We start from the raw sequence: 15,525 nt of genomic DNA, 5'->3' as shown, positions 1-15,525 counted from the left end.
GGTTACTCTTCCATTTTTGAGCTCAGTTCAAACCAGCGTTCTTCTTTTGCCTCTATGTCGTCTATTATTTTTTGAAGTTTTATGCTCTCTTCTGTGATCTCATCTTGAGAGAGATCAGGATTTAAAAACACTTTTTGTTTTTCTTCCTTTTGTCTCTCTAGCTTTGCAATCTCACGTTCTAGTTTTGCGTGCTCCTTTTGCTCATTAAAAGAGAGTGCTCCTTTGTGCTGTTTTTCTTTCCAGCTTTTGGTGTCACTTGCTGTTTGAGTAACAGATGCTTCAAATTTCTGTTTGTTTTCTAGCTGTGCTTGTTCTTTTTCTGCTTTCGCGAAAGCGTTACTTATCCCACCCTCGTATGCTCTAAAGTCTGAGTAGTTACCCGGGAAGTTTTCTACCACGGCATCTCCTTTAAAAACAAAGAGGTGGTCTACTATTTTATCCATAAAGTAACGGTCGTGAGAAACCACCACTAGACACCCTGGGAAATCTAATAGAAATTGTTCAAGCACGTTGAGCGTTACTACATCTAGATCATTTGTAGGCTCATCTAGAATTAAAAAGTTAGGATTCTGAATAAAAACGGTGCATAGGTAGAGTCGCTTGCGCTCCCCACCACTTAGTCGCTCTACAAAGTCATACTGCTTCTTACGGTCAAACAAGAAACGTTCTAATAGTTGTCCAGCAGAGATGGTACGTCCTTTTTTAAGAGGGATGTGATCTCCAAACTCCTTTATAACATCTATCACCTTCTGACCCTCTTTTATGGCGATTCCTTTCTGAGTGTAATAACCAAATTTTACCGTGTCGCCCACAATCACCTTTCCAGAATCTGGAGGTAGTGCACCGGTCATTATATTAAGAAATGTGGTTTTACCCGTACCATTTTTACCTATGATACCTACACGCTCACCCGTTTTAAAAACATACTCAAACTTGTTGAGTAAGGTGAGATCCCCATATGATTTACCTACATTATGAAACTCAAGGATTTTACTCCCCATACGCTCCATATTAATTTCTAGCTGTACGGTGTGATCATTGCGGCGCTCGTGAGCACGTGATTTTATCTCTGCAAAGTCGTCTATACGAGATTTTGACTTTGTGGTACGAGCTTTAGGCTGGCGGCGCATCCACTCCAGTTCTTTTTTATATAGCTGTTTTGCTTTACCCGTTTCTGCCTCCCAGGCAGCAACGCGAGCATCTTTGTTTTCTAGATAGTAAGCATAGTTACCTTTATAGTTATAGAGTTTTCCATTTTCTAGCTCTACAATCTCATTACACACGTTTTCTAAAAAGTAACGGTCGTGTGTAACCATAAAAAGCGTGATGTTTTCTGTTCTAAAATAATCCTCTAGCCACTCTATCATCTCTAGGTCAAGGTGGTTAGTAGGTTCATCTAGAATAGCCAGATCAGGTTTAGTAAGCATCATCTGGGCAAGTGCGAGGCGCTTCTTTTGTCCACCACTTAGTAACTCAACCTTACGACCTAGGTCGTCTAGCTTAAGCTTAAAGAGAATCTGTTTATACTGCGTCTCAAAATCCCAAGCTTGTGCTGCCTCCATAGCATCAAAGGCTTTTTGATAAGCATCTGCCTCTTCCATATGAAGAAGTGCCTTCTCATAGTTTGCAATGGTTTTAAGTATAGGGTTATCTCCTGCAAATATGGTTTCTTCTATCGTAAGGCTTGGGTCTAAGTCTGGTTCTTGTGGTAAGAAAGAGATGGTGATACCCTTTCTGCTCACGACCTGCCCATCATCTGGCGATTCAAGACCAGCAATGATATTAAGGAGTGAGGTTTTACCTGTACCGTTTTTGGCAACAAAACCTATTTTTTGGTCCTTATTAATTCCAAAAGCGATGTCTTTAAAAAGGTGGCGTTCACCAAATGATTTTGATACGTTTTCTACAGAGAGGTAGTTCATTGTGTGTTGTGTGGATGCGGTATGCTGCATCTTTTATGATATAGTACAGTGTAAATCTGTAAACTATAAATATGATAAAGGTTTTTTTTACGCTTTCGCGAAAGCAAAAATAAGGCTTCCCAAAAGAACTATAGCGTTTTACGAGATGCTCTCTCGTCGATTATTGATGCTTTTTTGGAAAATTTTAAGCGATGAAATACACACCTCTCTGTGAAAGTTTTATTTTTATCGATGAAAGTCTATATTTGTGAGCCTAACACAACTTAAATGAGATACCCATTATTATTATTGATACTCGTGATTATGGCGAGTACAGCATCTTGTGTACCTCTCAAGGATATCACATATCTTCAAGAAAATGAGACTGCTACAGATAGTATAGTCTCGCTACAACAACAGCAACCTCCGTACAGAGTTCAAGTAGGTGATATATTAAGTATACGTCTCAAAGCACTAGACCAGCAACTTGTTGAGTTTTTTAACCCATCTGGAGAAGAAGGTGTATCGCTTAACGAGGGTTTTTATTACGATGGCTTTGCTATAGATACTCACGGTAATATACGTGTGCCAGAACTAGGGGAGATAAACGTACTAGGCAGAACAACTGAAGAAATACGTGAGATTATAGAGCAACGATTACTAGCAGATTACATTAAAGACGAAGCAGATCTTTTTGTGACAGTTAAGCTACCAGGTATAAGATACACGCTAGTAGGAGAAATAGGGAGCTCAGGAACGCAAAATGTACTCGCCGAAAAAGTGACTATACTAGAAGCCATAGCAAACGCTGGTGGAGTACCTATAACGGGAGATCTTACAGATGTGCTCATTATAAGACAGTACCCAGGGGGACAACGTGTGCATCACATAGACCTGACTCAAATAGATGTTATGCAGTCACCTTATTACTACATACAACCTAACGATATTATTACCGTAAACCCATTGCCACAAAAAGCGATAGGGATAGGTACTACCGGCTTACAGGCCTTTACCACCATACTGGGACTAGTCACAACACTAGCTTCTGTTATTTTACTAGCAACACGATAGAAGATGGAAGAAGAGTTTGACCCACAGAGTTCTGGAAGTTTTTTTGATTTTAAGGGCTTCTTATACAGGTTACTTAGTTACTGGTGGCTGTTTTTAATATGTCTAGCGATTACATTTTCTATAGCTCGCTATATCAATGTGCGCAAAGTCCCAATTTATAGAGAGACCAGCTTGATCTCCATTAAAGATGATCAAAACCAAATGTTTGGGGGTAATACCAGTCTTGTATTTAACTGGGGAGGAACTACAGATAAGGTCCAGACCAGTATTATTATGCTTAAATCGCGTACACACGCAGAGCGAGTAGTACAGTATTTACAATTTTACACTAATTACCAAAGACAAGGCAAGTACAATATAGAAGATGTATATGGTTACACACCATTTACTTTAAAACTCAATGATTCATTTCCGCAGTTATACGGTAAGCGTATGACCTTTATAGATGAAGGTAATGGAAATATAAGAGTGAAAATTCCTTTTGCGGGTGGTACAGCCCCTTTGTTCAACTATTCTACGCTTAAACCCTCATCTATCACAGCTCCTAATGCGGACTATGATGAAGTATTTCAACTAGGAGATACTATCAACACCCCATTTTTAAAAGCAACTTTATTACCTACAGATGTTTATCCTCTAGAAGGGCAAGAGTATTATGTAAGTCTAGGCAATTTTAATGGTACCGCTGGAAGATATAGAGGTATAGGAGTAACTCAAACTCCGCGAGGGAGCTCTACATTAGAATTAAGCCTGGTAGGCACAAATAAAAAACGCCTTATAGATTACTTAAATGCTAGTGTACAAGTGCGTACAGAAGAACAACTAAGGCAGAAAAATCTATTTGCAACAAAGACCATAAAGTACATAGATAGCAGTCTTAAAACTAGCAATGTAGATCTTGATAAGGCCTTAGAAGATCTTAATAAGTTTCAAAATAAAAATAGTACTGTGACACTTTCTGGTGGTGCAGAGCAAATAAGCATTGCTTTACAAGACCTTGATAATGAGAAAGACGGTCTGTCACGACAGCTAGTTTATTACAAGCAACTAGAAGATTACCTACGCACACGTACAGATTATACAAATGTGCCTGCTCCCTCTGTATCTCTTATAGATGAAGGTAGCATTACCGCTGGGGTGGCAAATATTGTACAACTAGCATTACAACGTAGTAACCTAGCCTATACAGCAAAGGAGGGTAACCCTGCTTTTAGAGATTTAGACAGACGTATAGATGCCGAAAAAGAGGTTCTTTTTGAAAATATAAAGTCAAGTAACCGGTTAATCAAAGCACAAATAGCTAACCTTAATAGGCAGATAGGACAGGCTCAAGGAAAACTAAAACAGTTTCCAAAAGAAGAACAAGAACTGGCAGAAATACAAAGACGCTTTACAATAAGTCAAGAAGCCTATAACCTGTATACAGAAAAACGTAGCGAGGCAGAGATTATAAAAGCTTCAAATGTATCTGATATTCTTTTTATAGATAGAGCAAAAGATGTAGGGAAGGGACCTATAGGTCCTAATACAAAACTAAACAAGGTACTAGCAGGCGTATTTGGTATGGTAATTCCCATTGCATTTGTGCTTATTATCTTCTTTTTAGACACAAAAGTAGGAACTCCAGAAGATGTGAAGAAACGCTCTAGCATTCCTATTTTAGGCACAATAGGGAAGAGTAAGCGTTCCTCTGGTCTTGTTGTGAGAGATTATCCACGTTCTGCAATGGCAGAGGCTTTTAGAGGGTTGCGATCTGGGTTGCAGTTTATGTATAAGAAGCGTGGTGTGGAGGGAGCAAAAACGGTTTTAGTAACTTCTAGTGTAAGTGGTGAAGGAAAGACATTTACTTCAATGAATCTTGCTTCGGTTTTCGCTTTAAGCGAAAAGAAAACAGTACTGGTAGGACTCGATTTAAGGAAGCCTAAAATATTTGACGATTTTGAGTTAGAAAATGATAAAGGTGTAGTTAATTACTTGATAGGCGATGCTACGCTGGATGAGGTAAAGCAGAAATCTGGTATTAATCATCTAGACGTTATTCTTTCTGGGCCTATCCCGCCTAATCCTTCTGAGCTTATCATAAGTGATGCTATGGGTGAGTTTATTGATACTCTTAAACAAGAGTATGATTATATTGTTTTTGACACGCCTCCATTAGGGTTAGTATCTGATGCATTTGAGCTTATGCCTTATGCAGATGCTTCGCTATATATGGTACGTCAAGGTTATACTCGTAAGGATATGCTAGGTCTTGTTAATGAGAAGTATCAAAGAGAAGAGGTGACACACATAAGTTTTGTACTTAACTATTTCCAGCAAAAACGAAAATATGGCTACGGTTATGGCTATGGTTACGGAACTTATAATAATGGCTACCACGAGGATGATGCACCTACGGGTATCTTAGGCAGGTTTAAAAAGCTGTTTACTAGGCGCAACTAAGATTTATGAGCCGTAATACGATAACAGAAGATAGCTGGCTTTATGAAATTAAGCCTAAAGGCAAACTTATTGATCTTAACTTTAAAGAGATTTGGAGTTATAGAGATCTCCTAGTGCTTTTTGTTAAGCGTGATATCGTTACAGTTTATAAACAGACTATACTTGGCCCGCTATGGTTCTTGATTCAGCCATTGTTTACCAGTATTGTTTTTACGCTTATTTTTAATAATATAGGTAACGTGAGTACTGGTACGGTTCCGGCTTTTTTATTCAACCTAGCTGGTATAACCTTATGGAATTATTTTAAGGAGTGTCTTACAACAAGTAGCACAACCTTTACGGCAAATGCTGGGCTTTTTGGAAAAGTATACTTCCCTAGGTTTATAGTACCGGCTTCACGAGTTATTTCTGGCCTTTTTAAGTATAGTATACAGGTATTGATCTTTGTTTTATTTTACCTCTATTTTGTTTTCTTTAAAGGGATAGATATAGCACCTTCTCCATTTTTTTTATTGAGTCTGTTATTAGTCTTTAATATGGCACTCATAGGTCTGGGAGTTGGGATGATTTTAAGTGCACTTACGACAAAGTATCGAGATTTGACGATATTGGTATCCTTTGGTATCAACCTACTTATGTATGTAAGCGGAGTTATGTATCCTCTAGAAGAGATGCGAGCAAAGTTGCCAGAGTATTATTGGCTCATAGAGTATAATCCTATAGCACAAACGATAGAGTTATATAGAAATCTGCTCTTGGGTACGGCGCAAGTCAATTTTGCTATGATGGGAATAAGTCTTTTAATAGGCGTTATATGTTTTCTAGTAGGACTTATAATTTTTAATCGTACCGAGCGCAATTTTATAGATACAGTGTAATTTATTTAGCTTTCGCGAAAGCGTCAGTATCCACAATAAAAAGGAGAGATTTGAAAGGTGGAAAAATATTTTAGTTAATGAATGATATCATCCTCAAAGTCGAAAATATAGCAAAGCAATACAGGCTTGGGCTTGTAGGGACTGGGACGTTAAGTCACGATATTAATAGATTGTGGCATAAAATAAGAGGAAAAGAAGACCCTTATCTTCAAGTAGGAGCAATAAATGATCGAAAAGCATCACAAAGTTCTGATTATGTATGGGCATTAAAGGATATAAATTTTGAGGTAAAACGAGGGGAGATTCTAGGAATCATAGGTAAAAATGGAGCAGGGAAGTCTACTCTTTTAAAGATTTTATCTCGAGTTACTGGACCCACTCAAGGAAGTATAAAAACTAGGGGGCGTATAGCCAGTCTTCTAGAGGTAGGTACGGGTATGCATCCAGAGCTTACTGGTCGTGAAAATATATACCTCAATGGAGCTATACTAGGAATGTCTAAAGCAGAAATTGCTAGTAAAATAGACGAGATAGTAGATTTCTCAGGTTGTAAGATGTATATTGATACACCTGTAAAAAGATACTCTAGTGGAATGCGTGTGCGGCTAGGCTTTGCGGTAGCTGCCTTTTTAGAACCTGATATTCTTGTGGTAGATGAGGTACTAGCAGTAGGTGATGCAGAATTCCAAAAGAAGGCGATAGGTAAGATGCAGGATATATCTCAATCTGGAGGCAGAACAGTTCTTGTAGTGAGTCATAATATGGGAACTATACAACAATTATGTAATAGGTGCATAGTCTTAAAAGATGGTTGTGTTGATTACGATGGTCCTACAAAGGAAGGAGTTGAAACTTATCTGAAAGATACTAATCATAGTGAACTGGATGGCATAAGTGAATTTATAGAGCATCAAACAGATGAAGAGTTCGTACTAAAAAGTTTCACGATTTTTCAAGAGGGTTCAAACAATGGTATATATTACAGTGAAAAAGATGTTGAATTAACCTTTTCATTTGCCCTTATTAAAGCTCTCGACGGTTTTAGAGTAGGTTTTGATGTGATTGATATGAGTACAAATCACTTACTTTTTAGATCGTATCACGATGACCAAAAGGATAGTATAGTGCAAATGAAAGCTGGTGATTACGAAATAAAGGGCATAATACCGGCAAATTTACTGAGAAAAGGTAGGTACTTTATAAAGCTAGCCATAGGTATTCACAATAGAAGATGGATAGTCTTTGATGATAGCATAGGTCAAGAGCTTGTAGTTCAAAATTTAGAAGGAGTAAATGCGATATATATGGAGGAGCGCCCTGGACTTATTATGCCATCTCTGTATTGGGAACAAAATTATAGATTACAGTAGTACAATGTTCAAAAATATACCATACAGAGTTGCTCATAGACTAGCAAAAGTTTTAAAAAACTATATAAAAAAAATAGATGTAAAAAGAAGCGTTGTTAAGAAAAGAGAAGAAGAGGAGATGTGGAACAAGCATTTTAATAATGCTGTTTTTTTTGAGTATAACTTGCAGGGGGAAGTAAAGATAAACCTATATAAGGACAGTGTTTTGTCCAAGCCAATTTATAAAGGTTTTGAAATTGATGAAATGAAGTTTTTACAATCTACTCTTAAAGAAGGAGATATCTTTATTGATATTGGAGCTAATGTAGGTTTGTTCTCATTACTTGCGTCAAAAAAAGTAGGGAATACTGGTAAAGTCATTGCTTTTGAGCCAACGCCACTAACTTACTCTAGATTACAAGAAAATATTATCTTAAATGAATTTAAGAACATTCAAGCAAGACAACTAGCGCTTTCTGATACCAAGGGTGAAATGAAATTTTATATTTCAAATAATGGATACGATGCCTGGAACTCATTAGCACCTAGTCACGATAATAAATTACAAGAGAGCATTAATGTACCTGTTAGTACCCTGGATAGTGAGCTTCAAGATGTAGATAAAACTAAAGTGAGTTTAGTCAAAATCGATGTAGAAGGGTGGGAAAAATTCACGTTGAAGGGAGGGAAATCTTTTTTTGAAAATTATGCACCTACTGTAATGGTCGAGTTTACGGAGCAGAATACTTTTAATGCTGGTTATATGGTCCAAGATATCTATAATGTATTATTAGATATGGGGTACTCGTGGTATAAAATCGAAAATGGCACCCTTTTACCGGATGCAATGCGACTTAGTTACCCTTATACAAACCTCATTGCAAAAAAAACAAAAGCATAGATGTTAGTAAGCATAATTACAGTCAACTTAAATGACAGAGTTGGTCTTGAAAGGACCTGTGCGAGTGTTTTTGAACAGTCTTTTACAGATTATGAACACATAATCATAGACGGTGCCTCTGTAGATGGTAGCCTAGATTATATGGAAACTCATAATGATAAATTCTCCTACTGGATAAGCGAACCAGACAGTGGTGTTTATTGCGCTATGAATAAAGGTATTCGACAGGCAAAGGGTAAATACCTCTTATTTTTAAACAGTGGAGATGTTTTCTTCTGTAACAACTCATTGCAAAATGTGTCTAAAGATTTATATTCAGTAGATTTTATATATTCAAATATTAATGTCAAGGACAATTTTAAAGAATATCTTAATAAACCTCCTAAAATTTTAAGTTTTAGATATCTTTATGATAATGTACCTCCACACCAGGCAACATTTATTAGGCGCGAAGTTTTTAAGAAATTTGGTTATTATGATGAATCTTTAAAAATTGTAGCAGATTGGAAATTTTTTCTCCTGGCTGTTTGCAAATACAATGCAACATATTTATACCTAGATAAAACATTTACTACGTTTTATATAGGAGGGATTAGTACAAATCCAAAAAATAGAAATCAGATGGAAGCCGAAAGAAATCAAGTACTTGAAAAGGAGTTTTCAATTTTATTAGAGGATATAAGATATAGATTCTATTTAGAGCGTATTATAAGAAATCTCAAAAAGTCCAAAACGATAAAAGTTTTACAGTATTTTAAAGTTTTAAATAAGTTTTGAATTAATGGAATTTGAAATATCCGTAATAATACCTGCCTATAATGTTGAAGACTATATCGCTAGAGCAATTCAATCAGCCCTTAAGCAGTCACAAGTTAGAGAGGTGATTGTAATAAACGATGGGAGCACAGATAACACACAAAATATTTTAAAACTTCTACAGAAAGATGATAATAGAATAAAAATACTTCATCATTTAGGTGAGGTAAATAGGGGACGGTCTGTAAGCAGAAATTTAGGGCTCTTAAATTCAAAGTCAAATTATATCGCATTTCTTGATGGAGATGATTTTTATCTAAAAAATAGATTTAAGAAAGACATCAAAATTTTTAAAAATGACCCTGATTGTGATGGAGTATATAATGCAGTTGGATTTATATATTACAATAAAGAATTGATTAAAAAGTCTCAACAACAGGAATTATATGGAGTAAAAAAAACAATACCACCAGATAAGTTATTTAAGTATTTATTAAACGGTAAGTATGGTCATTTCCAAATAGATGGTTTAACTGTCAAGAGGTCAATTTTTTTAAAAACGGGATTTTTTAATAATGAGCTTGTAGTTAGTGAGGATACAGATTTATTCTGGAAAATGGCTTTAAAGGGAAGACTGATTACAGGTCACATATCCCAGCCTGTCGCAATGCGAGGAATTCACAATAGTAATATTTTCAATAGAATTGATATTTATAAAAAATATCGATTCAAGCTCTATGAGTCTCTAATATTTTGGGGAGCAAAAAATAACATCCCATTAAGTAACATTGATCAACTTATGGAAGTGTTATGGCTTCTAAAACATAAAGATAAATTGGGAATGCTGAAAGAAATCAAATACTGGATGGCTCTCTTTTTTGTTAAACCAAGAATTTTATTTTCTTATTTGAGTTTAAAATATTTTCCTCTTGTGCGTAGACGAAAACAATTAATGACCCTTCTAATTAAAAGTAAATCGTTATGATTTCAGTATCGGTAATTATACCAGCTTTTAATGTACAAGATTTTATAAAGAAAGCCATTTTGTCAACACTTCAACTCGACGAAGTATCTGAAGTGTTGATCATAGATGATGGTAGTACAGATAATACATACAAAGTCGCATTAGAACTGCAAAAGGGTGATAAAAGAATAAAAATTTTTCATCACCCAGGAAAGTTAAATAGAGGGAGATCGGCAAGTAGAAATTTGGGTATAATAAAGTCATCATCAGAGTATATTGCATTTTTGGATGCAGACGATTTTTACTTAGCAAATCGTTTTAAAAAAGATAACGTCTTACTTCAGGACGCATCTATAGATGGTACTTATAATTCTGTAGGTTATACCTTGTATAGAGATATAAAACCGAGTGATGAACAACATTTGAAGATTGCAACTTTAAAGAATCCCGTATCACCTGAAGAACTATTTGAAAATATAATTTCTAGTAAACTAGGATATTTACATTTGAATGGACTGACTCTTAAACGTTCCGTTTTTAAATCTATAGGTCTTTTCAATACTGATTTAGTAGTCGCAGAAGATTCTGATCTTATTTTTAAGCTGGCTCTTAAACAAAGGCTTGTAGCCTCATCTATTTATGATGTGGTTGCCGAAAGAGGAATACATACAGAAAATGTTTTTATAAAAAGTGATATGTATAAACAATATAATCCTAAGCTTTTTGAATCACTTGTGAGTTGGGCATTAAAAAACAATTTAAAAAAGAACAAAATAGATACTTTATTAAACTGGCAGTGGTTCTATAAGTTTGAACAAGAAAAGACAATTGGAGCTTACTCTCTGTATTGGCTTACTTTTATTTTCAAAAATCCACGGTTAATGTTATCTGTCCTAGCTATAAAGTATTTTCCAATTGTGAGATTAAGAAAAAGCTTGTTTTCAAGATTGTATAATTGAATTAGCTTATTATCATATTAAAATGCCCAAACTCTCAATTATCACAGTTAATTTCAATGATCTGAACGGTCTTAAAAAAACCGTTCAGAGCGTGCATACTCAAAATTTTCAAGAATTTGAGCATATCATCATTGATGGAGGATCTACAGATGCAAGTGTTGAGTATATAAAAAAACATAAGGATAGTTTCTCACACTGGTTGAGTGAACCTGATAAGGGAGTTTATAATGCTATGAATAAAGGGATTGAGCAGGCTTCAGGCGAGTACTTGCTATTCCTTAATGCAGGTGATCATTTTATAAATGAGCAGTCTTTACAACGCGCTTCAACTCATTTATCAGATAAGGAAATAATTTATTTTAACCTTCACGTGATAGAAGGTTCGCGTGATTTTATAAAAACATATCCTAGTTGTTTGTCATTTTCATATTTTGTAGAAGATACATTACCACACCCAGCTACTTTTATAAAAAAGACCGCTTTCGCGAAAGCGGGAACCTACAGAGAAGATTTTAAGATAGTATCAGACTGGAAATTTTTTATAGATGCTATATGTAGATATCAGTTATCTTACAAAAAAGTATCTGAAACTATAACTACATTCTACATAGGAGGAATGAGTTCTGATCCAAAAAATTATGACCTAAAAAATAATGAGCGTACTGAAGTTTTGAGTAAGGAGTATACAGCATTTTATCAAGATGTTAATGATACCTTACATATGAGAAAAACACTTAATAGTTTTAAAAAATCAAGGATTATAAGTCTACTAGTGAAGCTTAAGTTTCTAAACAAATTTTAATGAATAGCCCTAAAGTTTCTATAATAGTACCTTGTTATAACCAGGCTCATTTTTTAAATGACAGCTTGCAATCTGTTTTAAATCAGATTTTTGACGCTTGGGAGTGTATTGTAGTAAATGATGGTAGCCCAGATAATACAGAAGAAGTAGCTCAAAAGTGGTGTGCAAAAGATGTAAGGTTTAAGTATATAAAAAAAACTAATGGTGGTTTATCTAGCGCTCGTAATGCTGGTATAGCGATAAGTCGTGGAGAATTTATCCTTCCACTAGATGCAGATGATGTTTTACATAAAGCGTTATTAAGTAGACTTGTCCCAGTTCTTGAAACTAATCGCGATGTGGCTGTAGTTTCCTGTTATAGTAAGTTCTTTGATGGAACAATAAGTAATATTGTTAATGAATTAAAACCTAAAGGAGATAGTTATAAACACTTACTTTATGTCAATCAACTAGTTGCTACATCGTTATACCGGAAGAGCCTCTGGAAAGCAGTGGGAGGCTATGATGAGTCTATGAAAAAAGGATTTGAAGATTGGGAGTTTTGGATTGCAATCACAAAATCTGAGTGGAAATATAAAATAATTCCTGAATATTTATTTTACTATAGGAAAGCAAAGAAGTCTATGCTTGTAGCTACAATTAATAATCACACAGAAATTGTAAAACAGTACATTATCAATAAGCATAAAGAACTTTATATTGAAGATTTTGAAAACTGTGTAGAAGTTTTTACTTACCACCTTAAGGTAAGCAGGGCAAAAGAGAAACGCTTACAAAATAGTTTAGAGTATAAATTAGGAAAAGTTTTACTAAAGCCTTTTAGGTTGTTGGGGCTTTTGAAGACTAAAAATAAAGGGTAATTACTATGCAAATTTCTGTTGTAATAAGAAATAAGAATCAAGAGACCGCCCTTACGTTTTTACTCAAAAATCTAGTAGCTAGGTATGCAGAGGATGTTAATGAAATAGTTGTTATTGATAATCTCTCTACAGATAATAGTAAACAAGTGGCTGAAACATATGGCTGTCGTTTTGAGAGTATTGAGCAGTTCTCTTATGGCGGTAGTGCAAACTTTGCAGCTAGTAAAGCAAGCCATCCTATTATTGTAATCTTTAGTGCTCATTCATACCCAGTAAGTCACGACTTTTTTAAACTTATTAAAGAACGCTTTAAAAATAATGATAAGCTCGCAGGGCTTCGTTGTTTACATAGTTCTAGCGATTATAGAAGCTATATAAACGAGGTAAGTGCGAATGAGGACCCAAATAAAGCAGGCCTCATTTTTTCTGGATCTGCCTTTAAAAAGTCTGTTTGGGAAATTATTCCTTTTAATGAAAACGTAGCCACTTTTGAAGATAAAGAGTGGTCTACCCGAGTTCTAAAAGCAGGGTATGAGATTGACTTTGTTCCTTCCATATTCCACTATGAAATAAAAAGAACTAAAAAGCAACTCTATTTTAGATTTAAAAATGATTTAATAGGTAATTATCAGCTGTGGCATCAAGATGTTAGTTTCTTATCTGCTACAAAGGGATTTATTGCAACGAGTTTTAGGCTTAAAGTAGGGCTGTTAGTTGATCTTTGGTATACTCTTAGGCGTTATATCCATACTATTAAGTTTATAATTAATAAACCTAAAAAATTTTAGTTTGCAAAACCATCTTAGCTCTCGCCGAGTAAATAATTTTGATTTTTTACGATTTCTGTTTGCGGTATTTGTGATTATTACACATTCATATGCATTGTCGGGTTTAGAAAGTCAACAAGATTTATTACAGCATATTACTAATAATCAAGCTAGTTTTTCTAGTATAGGTTTGAGTGGTTTTTTTGTAATAAGTGGGTATTTTATCTTTAAAAGTTTTGAACGAAGTAGTCACTTTTATGAGTATCTAAAAAAACGAGTTTTAAGAGTTTTTCCGGCTTTACTAGTAGTACTACTTTTATCACTTTTATTTGTAGGTTTGGTATATGAAGGTAAAACACCACTATTATTAAATTCTAGTTTTTGGACATACCTTCCTAATAATTTATCACTATACGGTTTTCAGGGCGTTATTTCTGGAGTTTTTGAGGAGAATTCTTATCACTCTATAAATGGGTCACTATGGACCATACAGTATGAGTTTTCTTTGTACTTAGCCATAGCTCTCCTGTTTTTTATAAAAGGTAGACCTATTTTTATAACAATAGTCATTAGTTTCATAGCATTGGTAATGTTAAGTATGTATCACTTATGGATTGATACATTTGGAGGAGTTAAGATTTTAGGTATGCAAGGTTTGCATATATTAAACCTTGGAAGTTTTTTTGTGGTAGGATCTTTACTTGCAATATTAGACTTTACAAAATGGAATAGTAAAATGCTTGTTGGTTTACTGTTTATTATAATACTAGTTTTCTTTAAGATAGGCTTATATAATCAAGTAAAGCACATCTTATTTCCTCCATTTATTGTTGGTTTAGGTTTTCTTCCAGTTAAGTACATCTCTAATTTTTCAAAATTTGGAGATCCTTCATATGGTATCTATATCTATGCATTTCCAGTACAACAATTATTAATCTACTTATATAGACCTAGTATAGCGGTTTTTATTATTCTTTCAATATCTATATCAATTTTGTTTGGTTATTTATCTTGGCATCTTATAGAGAAGAGAGCTTTATTACTTAAAGGACTAGATGTAGATTTAAAATCATTCTCTCGAAGACTTTTTTAGGTAATGTCGTACTGATAATGTAAATTGTTATTTATCCATATCATATGTTCCAAAAGATTAAAAATTTTAATAGGCTAATTAGAGCTAATAATGAATTGCTAACTGCAAATAATAGTTTGTTAAGGGAGTTGGAGTGGGCTCATATTTTTCACGATAGCATTAAAGGAAAAAAGCCATTAGAAAATCTATCTCTCAACGTAGGAAGATGGGCTGGTAATTATTCGTTTTTTTATATTCTCAATAGAATTCTTTTTGATTATGATATTAATAAGATATTAGAATTTGGGTTGGGTGAATCTAGTAAGTTTATATCAACCTACATAGATAATTATGATAAAGAATGTGAACATCTTATAATTGAGCAAGATGAAAATTGGAAAGAGGTTTTTTTGAGTAAGTTTTCATTGTCAAATCAGTGTGAAGTTCAGGTTTTGGATATGATAGAAAAAGAGGTTTACGGTTATATAACTAACAGTTATAAAAACCTAGATAAAGTAACCTCAAAATATGATCTATATATTGTAGATGGACCCTTTGGGAGCAAAAGATACTCTAGAAATGATATTATTACACTGGCTCAAAAATTTGATCCAAATGATGAGTTTATTATACTTATTGATGATCATCAACGTCAAGGTGAAAGAGACACAAGTGGCGAATTGCTGAAAATGCTCAAAGCAAAAAAGATACCGATTTTTAAGAACACCTTTAGAGGCAATAAGGAAGTTTTGTTAATTGCTACCAAAAAATATAAATATGCAACCTCAATTTAAGTCCTT

General features: G+C 34.5%; 14 protein-coding genes. 13 read left to right on the top strand and 1 reads right to left on the bottom strand.

The genetic code is table 11. The features are described from left to right. Positions 1–2: 2 nt before the first annotated feature. The gene (locus ABVM49_RS00400; RefSeq protein ID WP_038600056.1) at positions 3–1,922 is read right to left on the bottom strand and encodes an ABC-F family ATP-binding cassette domain-containing protein; all 1,920 of its coding nucleotides are present in this window, start codon (positions 1,920–1,922) and stop codon (positions 3–5) included. A 267-nt stretch (positions 1,923–2,189) separates the two neighbouring features. Between ABVM49_RS00400 and ABVM49_RS00395 the strand changes: the two genes are divergently transcribed. From ABVM49_RS00395 to ABVM49_RS00335, 13 genes are all read left to right on the top strand, one after another. Beyond that, complete coding sequence (locus ABVM49_RS00395; RefSeq protein WP_299148218.1) at positions 2,190–2,975, top strand: polysaccharide biosynthesis/export family protein; 786 nt, start codon at positions 2,190–2,192, stop codon at positions 2,973–2,975. Positions 2,976–2,978: 3 nt separating this feature from the next. Beyond that, positions 2,979–5,417 (top strand): GumC family protein, encoded by a 2,439-nt coding sequence (locus ABVM49_RS00390; RefSeq protein ID WP_405202575.1) that lies wholly within the window; start codon positions 2,979–2,981, stop codon positions 5,415–5,417. A gap of 5 nt (positions 5,418–5,422) precedes the next feature. Further along, positions 5,423–6,295 carry an ABC transporter permease gene (locus tag ABVM49_RS00385; protein WP_405202574.1) on the top strand — a complete coding sequence of 291 codons (873 nt, stop codon included), beginning with the start codon at positions 5,423–5,425 and terminating at the stop codon, positions 6,293–6,295. A 77-nt stretch (positions 6,296–6,372) separates the two neighbouring features. Next, the gene (locus tag ABVM49_RS00380) at positions 6,373–7,665 is read left to right on the top strand and encodes an ABC transporter ATP-binding protein (protein WP_405202573.1); all 1,293 of its coding nucleotides are present in this window, start codon (positions 6,373–6,375) and stop codon (positions 7,663–7,665) included. A 4-nt stretch (positions 7,666–7,669) separates the two neighbouring features. Next, positions 7,670–8,545 (top strand): FkbM family methyltransferase, encoded by an 876-nt coding sequence (locus ABVM49_RS00375; protein ID WP_405202572.1) that lies wholly within the window; start codon positions 7,670–7,672, stop codon positions 8,543–8,545. Continuing rightward, a complete protein-coding gene (locus ABVM49_RS00370; protein ID WP_405202571.1) occupies positions 8,546–9,322 on the top strand; it encodes a glycosyltransferase family 2 protein in 777 nt (258 codons plus the stop codon). A 4-nt stretch (positions 9,323–9,326) separates the two neighbouring features. Then, the gene (locus ABVM49_RS00365; RefSeq protein WP_405202570.1) at positions 9,327–10,286 is read left to right on the top strand and encodes a glycosyltransferase family 2 protein; all 960 of its coding nucleotides are present in this window, start codon (positions 9,327–9,329) and stop codon (positions 10,284–10,286) included. Beyond that, on the top strand, positions 10,283–11,224 hold the full coding sequence (locus ABVM49_RS00360) for a glycosyltransferase family 2 protein (RefSeq protein ID WP_405202569.1): 942 nt from the start codon (positions 10,283–10,285) through the stop codon (positions 11,222–11,224). Before ABVM49_RS00365 ends, ABVM49_RS00360 begins: the two co-directional genes overlap by 4 nt. Positions 11,225–11,246: 22 nt before the next feature. After that, positions 11,247–12,026 (top strand): glycosyltransferase family 2 protein, encoded by a 780-nt coding sequence (locus ABVM49_RS00355; RefSeq protein WP_405202567.1) that lies wholly within the window; start codon positions 11,247–11,249, stop codon positions 12,024–12,026. Then, the gene (locus ABVM49_RS00350) at positions 12,026–12,886 is read left to right on the top strand and encodes a glycosyltransferase family 2 protein (protein ID WP_405202566.1); all 861 of its coding nucleotides are present in this window, start codon (positions 12,026–12,028) and stop codon (positions 12,884–12,886) included. Before ABVM49_RS00355 ends, ABVM49_RS00350 begins: the two co-directional genes overlap by 1 nt. A 5-nt stretch (positions 12,887–12,891) precedes the next feature. After that, positions 12,892–13,674 (top strand): glycosyltransferase, encoded by a 783-nt coding sequence (locus ABVM49_RS00345; RefSeq protein WP_405202565.1) that lies wholly within the window; start codon positions 12,892–12,894, stop codon positions 13,672–13,674. A 1-nt stretch (position 13,675) separates the two neighbouring features. Then, positions 13,676–14,746 (top strand): acyltransferase family protein, encoded by a 1,071-nt coding sequence (locus ABVM49_RS00340; protein ID WP_405202564.1) that lies wholly within the window; start codon positions 13,676–13,678, stop codon positions 14,744–14,746. Between the two features lie 44 nt (positions 14,747–14,790). Next, positions 14,791–15,519, top strand: coding sequence for a hypothetical protein (locus ABVM49_RS00335; protein WP_405202563.1), 729 nt, complete (start codon positions 14,791–14,793; stop codon positions 15,517–15,519). Positions 15,520–15,525: the final 6 nt, after the last annotated feature.

Origin of the sequence: Dokdonia sp. LLG6352-1 (assembly GCF_045055815.1) — a bacterium.
GTDB lineage: Bacteria > Bacteroidota > Bacteroidia > Flavobacteriales > Flavobacteriaceae > Dokdonia > Dokdonia donghaensis.
The sequence above is the reverse complement of the archived record's forward strand: the minus strand, read 5'-3'. Positions and strand labels throughout refer to the sequence as shown.

Coding starts and splice junctions, on each gene's coding strand:
- ABVM49_RS00365 (WP_405202570.1), top strand. CDS start 9,327: ATGGAATTTGAAATATCCGTAATAATACCTGCCTATAATGTTGAAGAC.
- ABVM49_RS00350 (WP_405202566.1), top strand. CDS start 12,026: ATGAATAGCCCTAAAGTTTCTATAATAGTACCTTGTTATAACCAGGCT.
- ABVM49_RS00355 (WP_405202567.1), top strand. CDS start 11,247: ATGCCCAAACTCTCAATTATCACAGTTAATTTCAATGATCTGAACGGT.
- ABVM49_RS00370 (WP_405202571.1), top strand. CDS start 8,546: ATGTTAGTAAGCATAATTACAGTCAACTTAAATGACAGAGTTGGTCTT.
- ABVM49_RS00360 (WP_405202569.1), top strand. CDS start 10,283: ATGATTTCAGTATCGGTAATTATACCAGCTTTTAATGTACAAGATTTT.
- ABVM49_RS00335 (WP_405202563.1), top strand. CDS start 14,791: ATGTTCCAAAAGATTAAAAATTTTAATAGGCTAATTAGAGCTAATAAT.
- ABVM49_RS00395 (WP_299148218.1), top strand. CDS start 2,190: ATGAGATACCCATTATTATTATTGATACTCGTGATTATGGCGAGTACA.
- ABVM49_RS00400 (WP_038600056.1), bottom strand. CDS start 1,922: ATGAACTACCTCTCTGTAGAAAACGTATCAAAATCATTTGGTGAACGC.
- ABVM49_RS00380 (WP_405202573.1), top strand. CDS start 6,373: ATGAATGATATCATCCTCAAAGTCGAAAATATAGCAAAGCAATACAGG.
- ABVM49_RS00390 (WP_405202575.1), top strand. CDS start 2,979: ATGGAAGAAGAGTTTGACCCACAGAGTTCTGGAAGTTTTTTTGATTTT.
- ABVM49_RS00345 (WP_405202565.1), top strand. CDS start 12,892: ATGCAAATTTCTGTTGTAATAAGAAATAAGAATCAAGAGACCGCCCTT.
- ABVM49_RS00375 (WP_405202572.1), top strand. CDS start 7,670: ATGTTCAAAAATATACCATACAGAGTTGCTCATAGACTAGCAAAAGTT.
- ABVM49_RS00385 (WP_405202574.1), top strand. CDS start 5,423: ATGAGCCGTAATACGATAACAGAAGATAGCTGGCTTTATGAAATTAAG.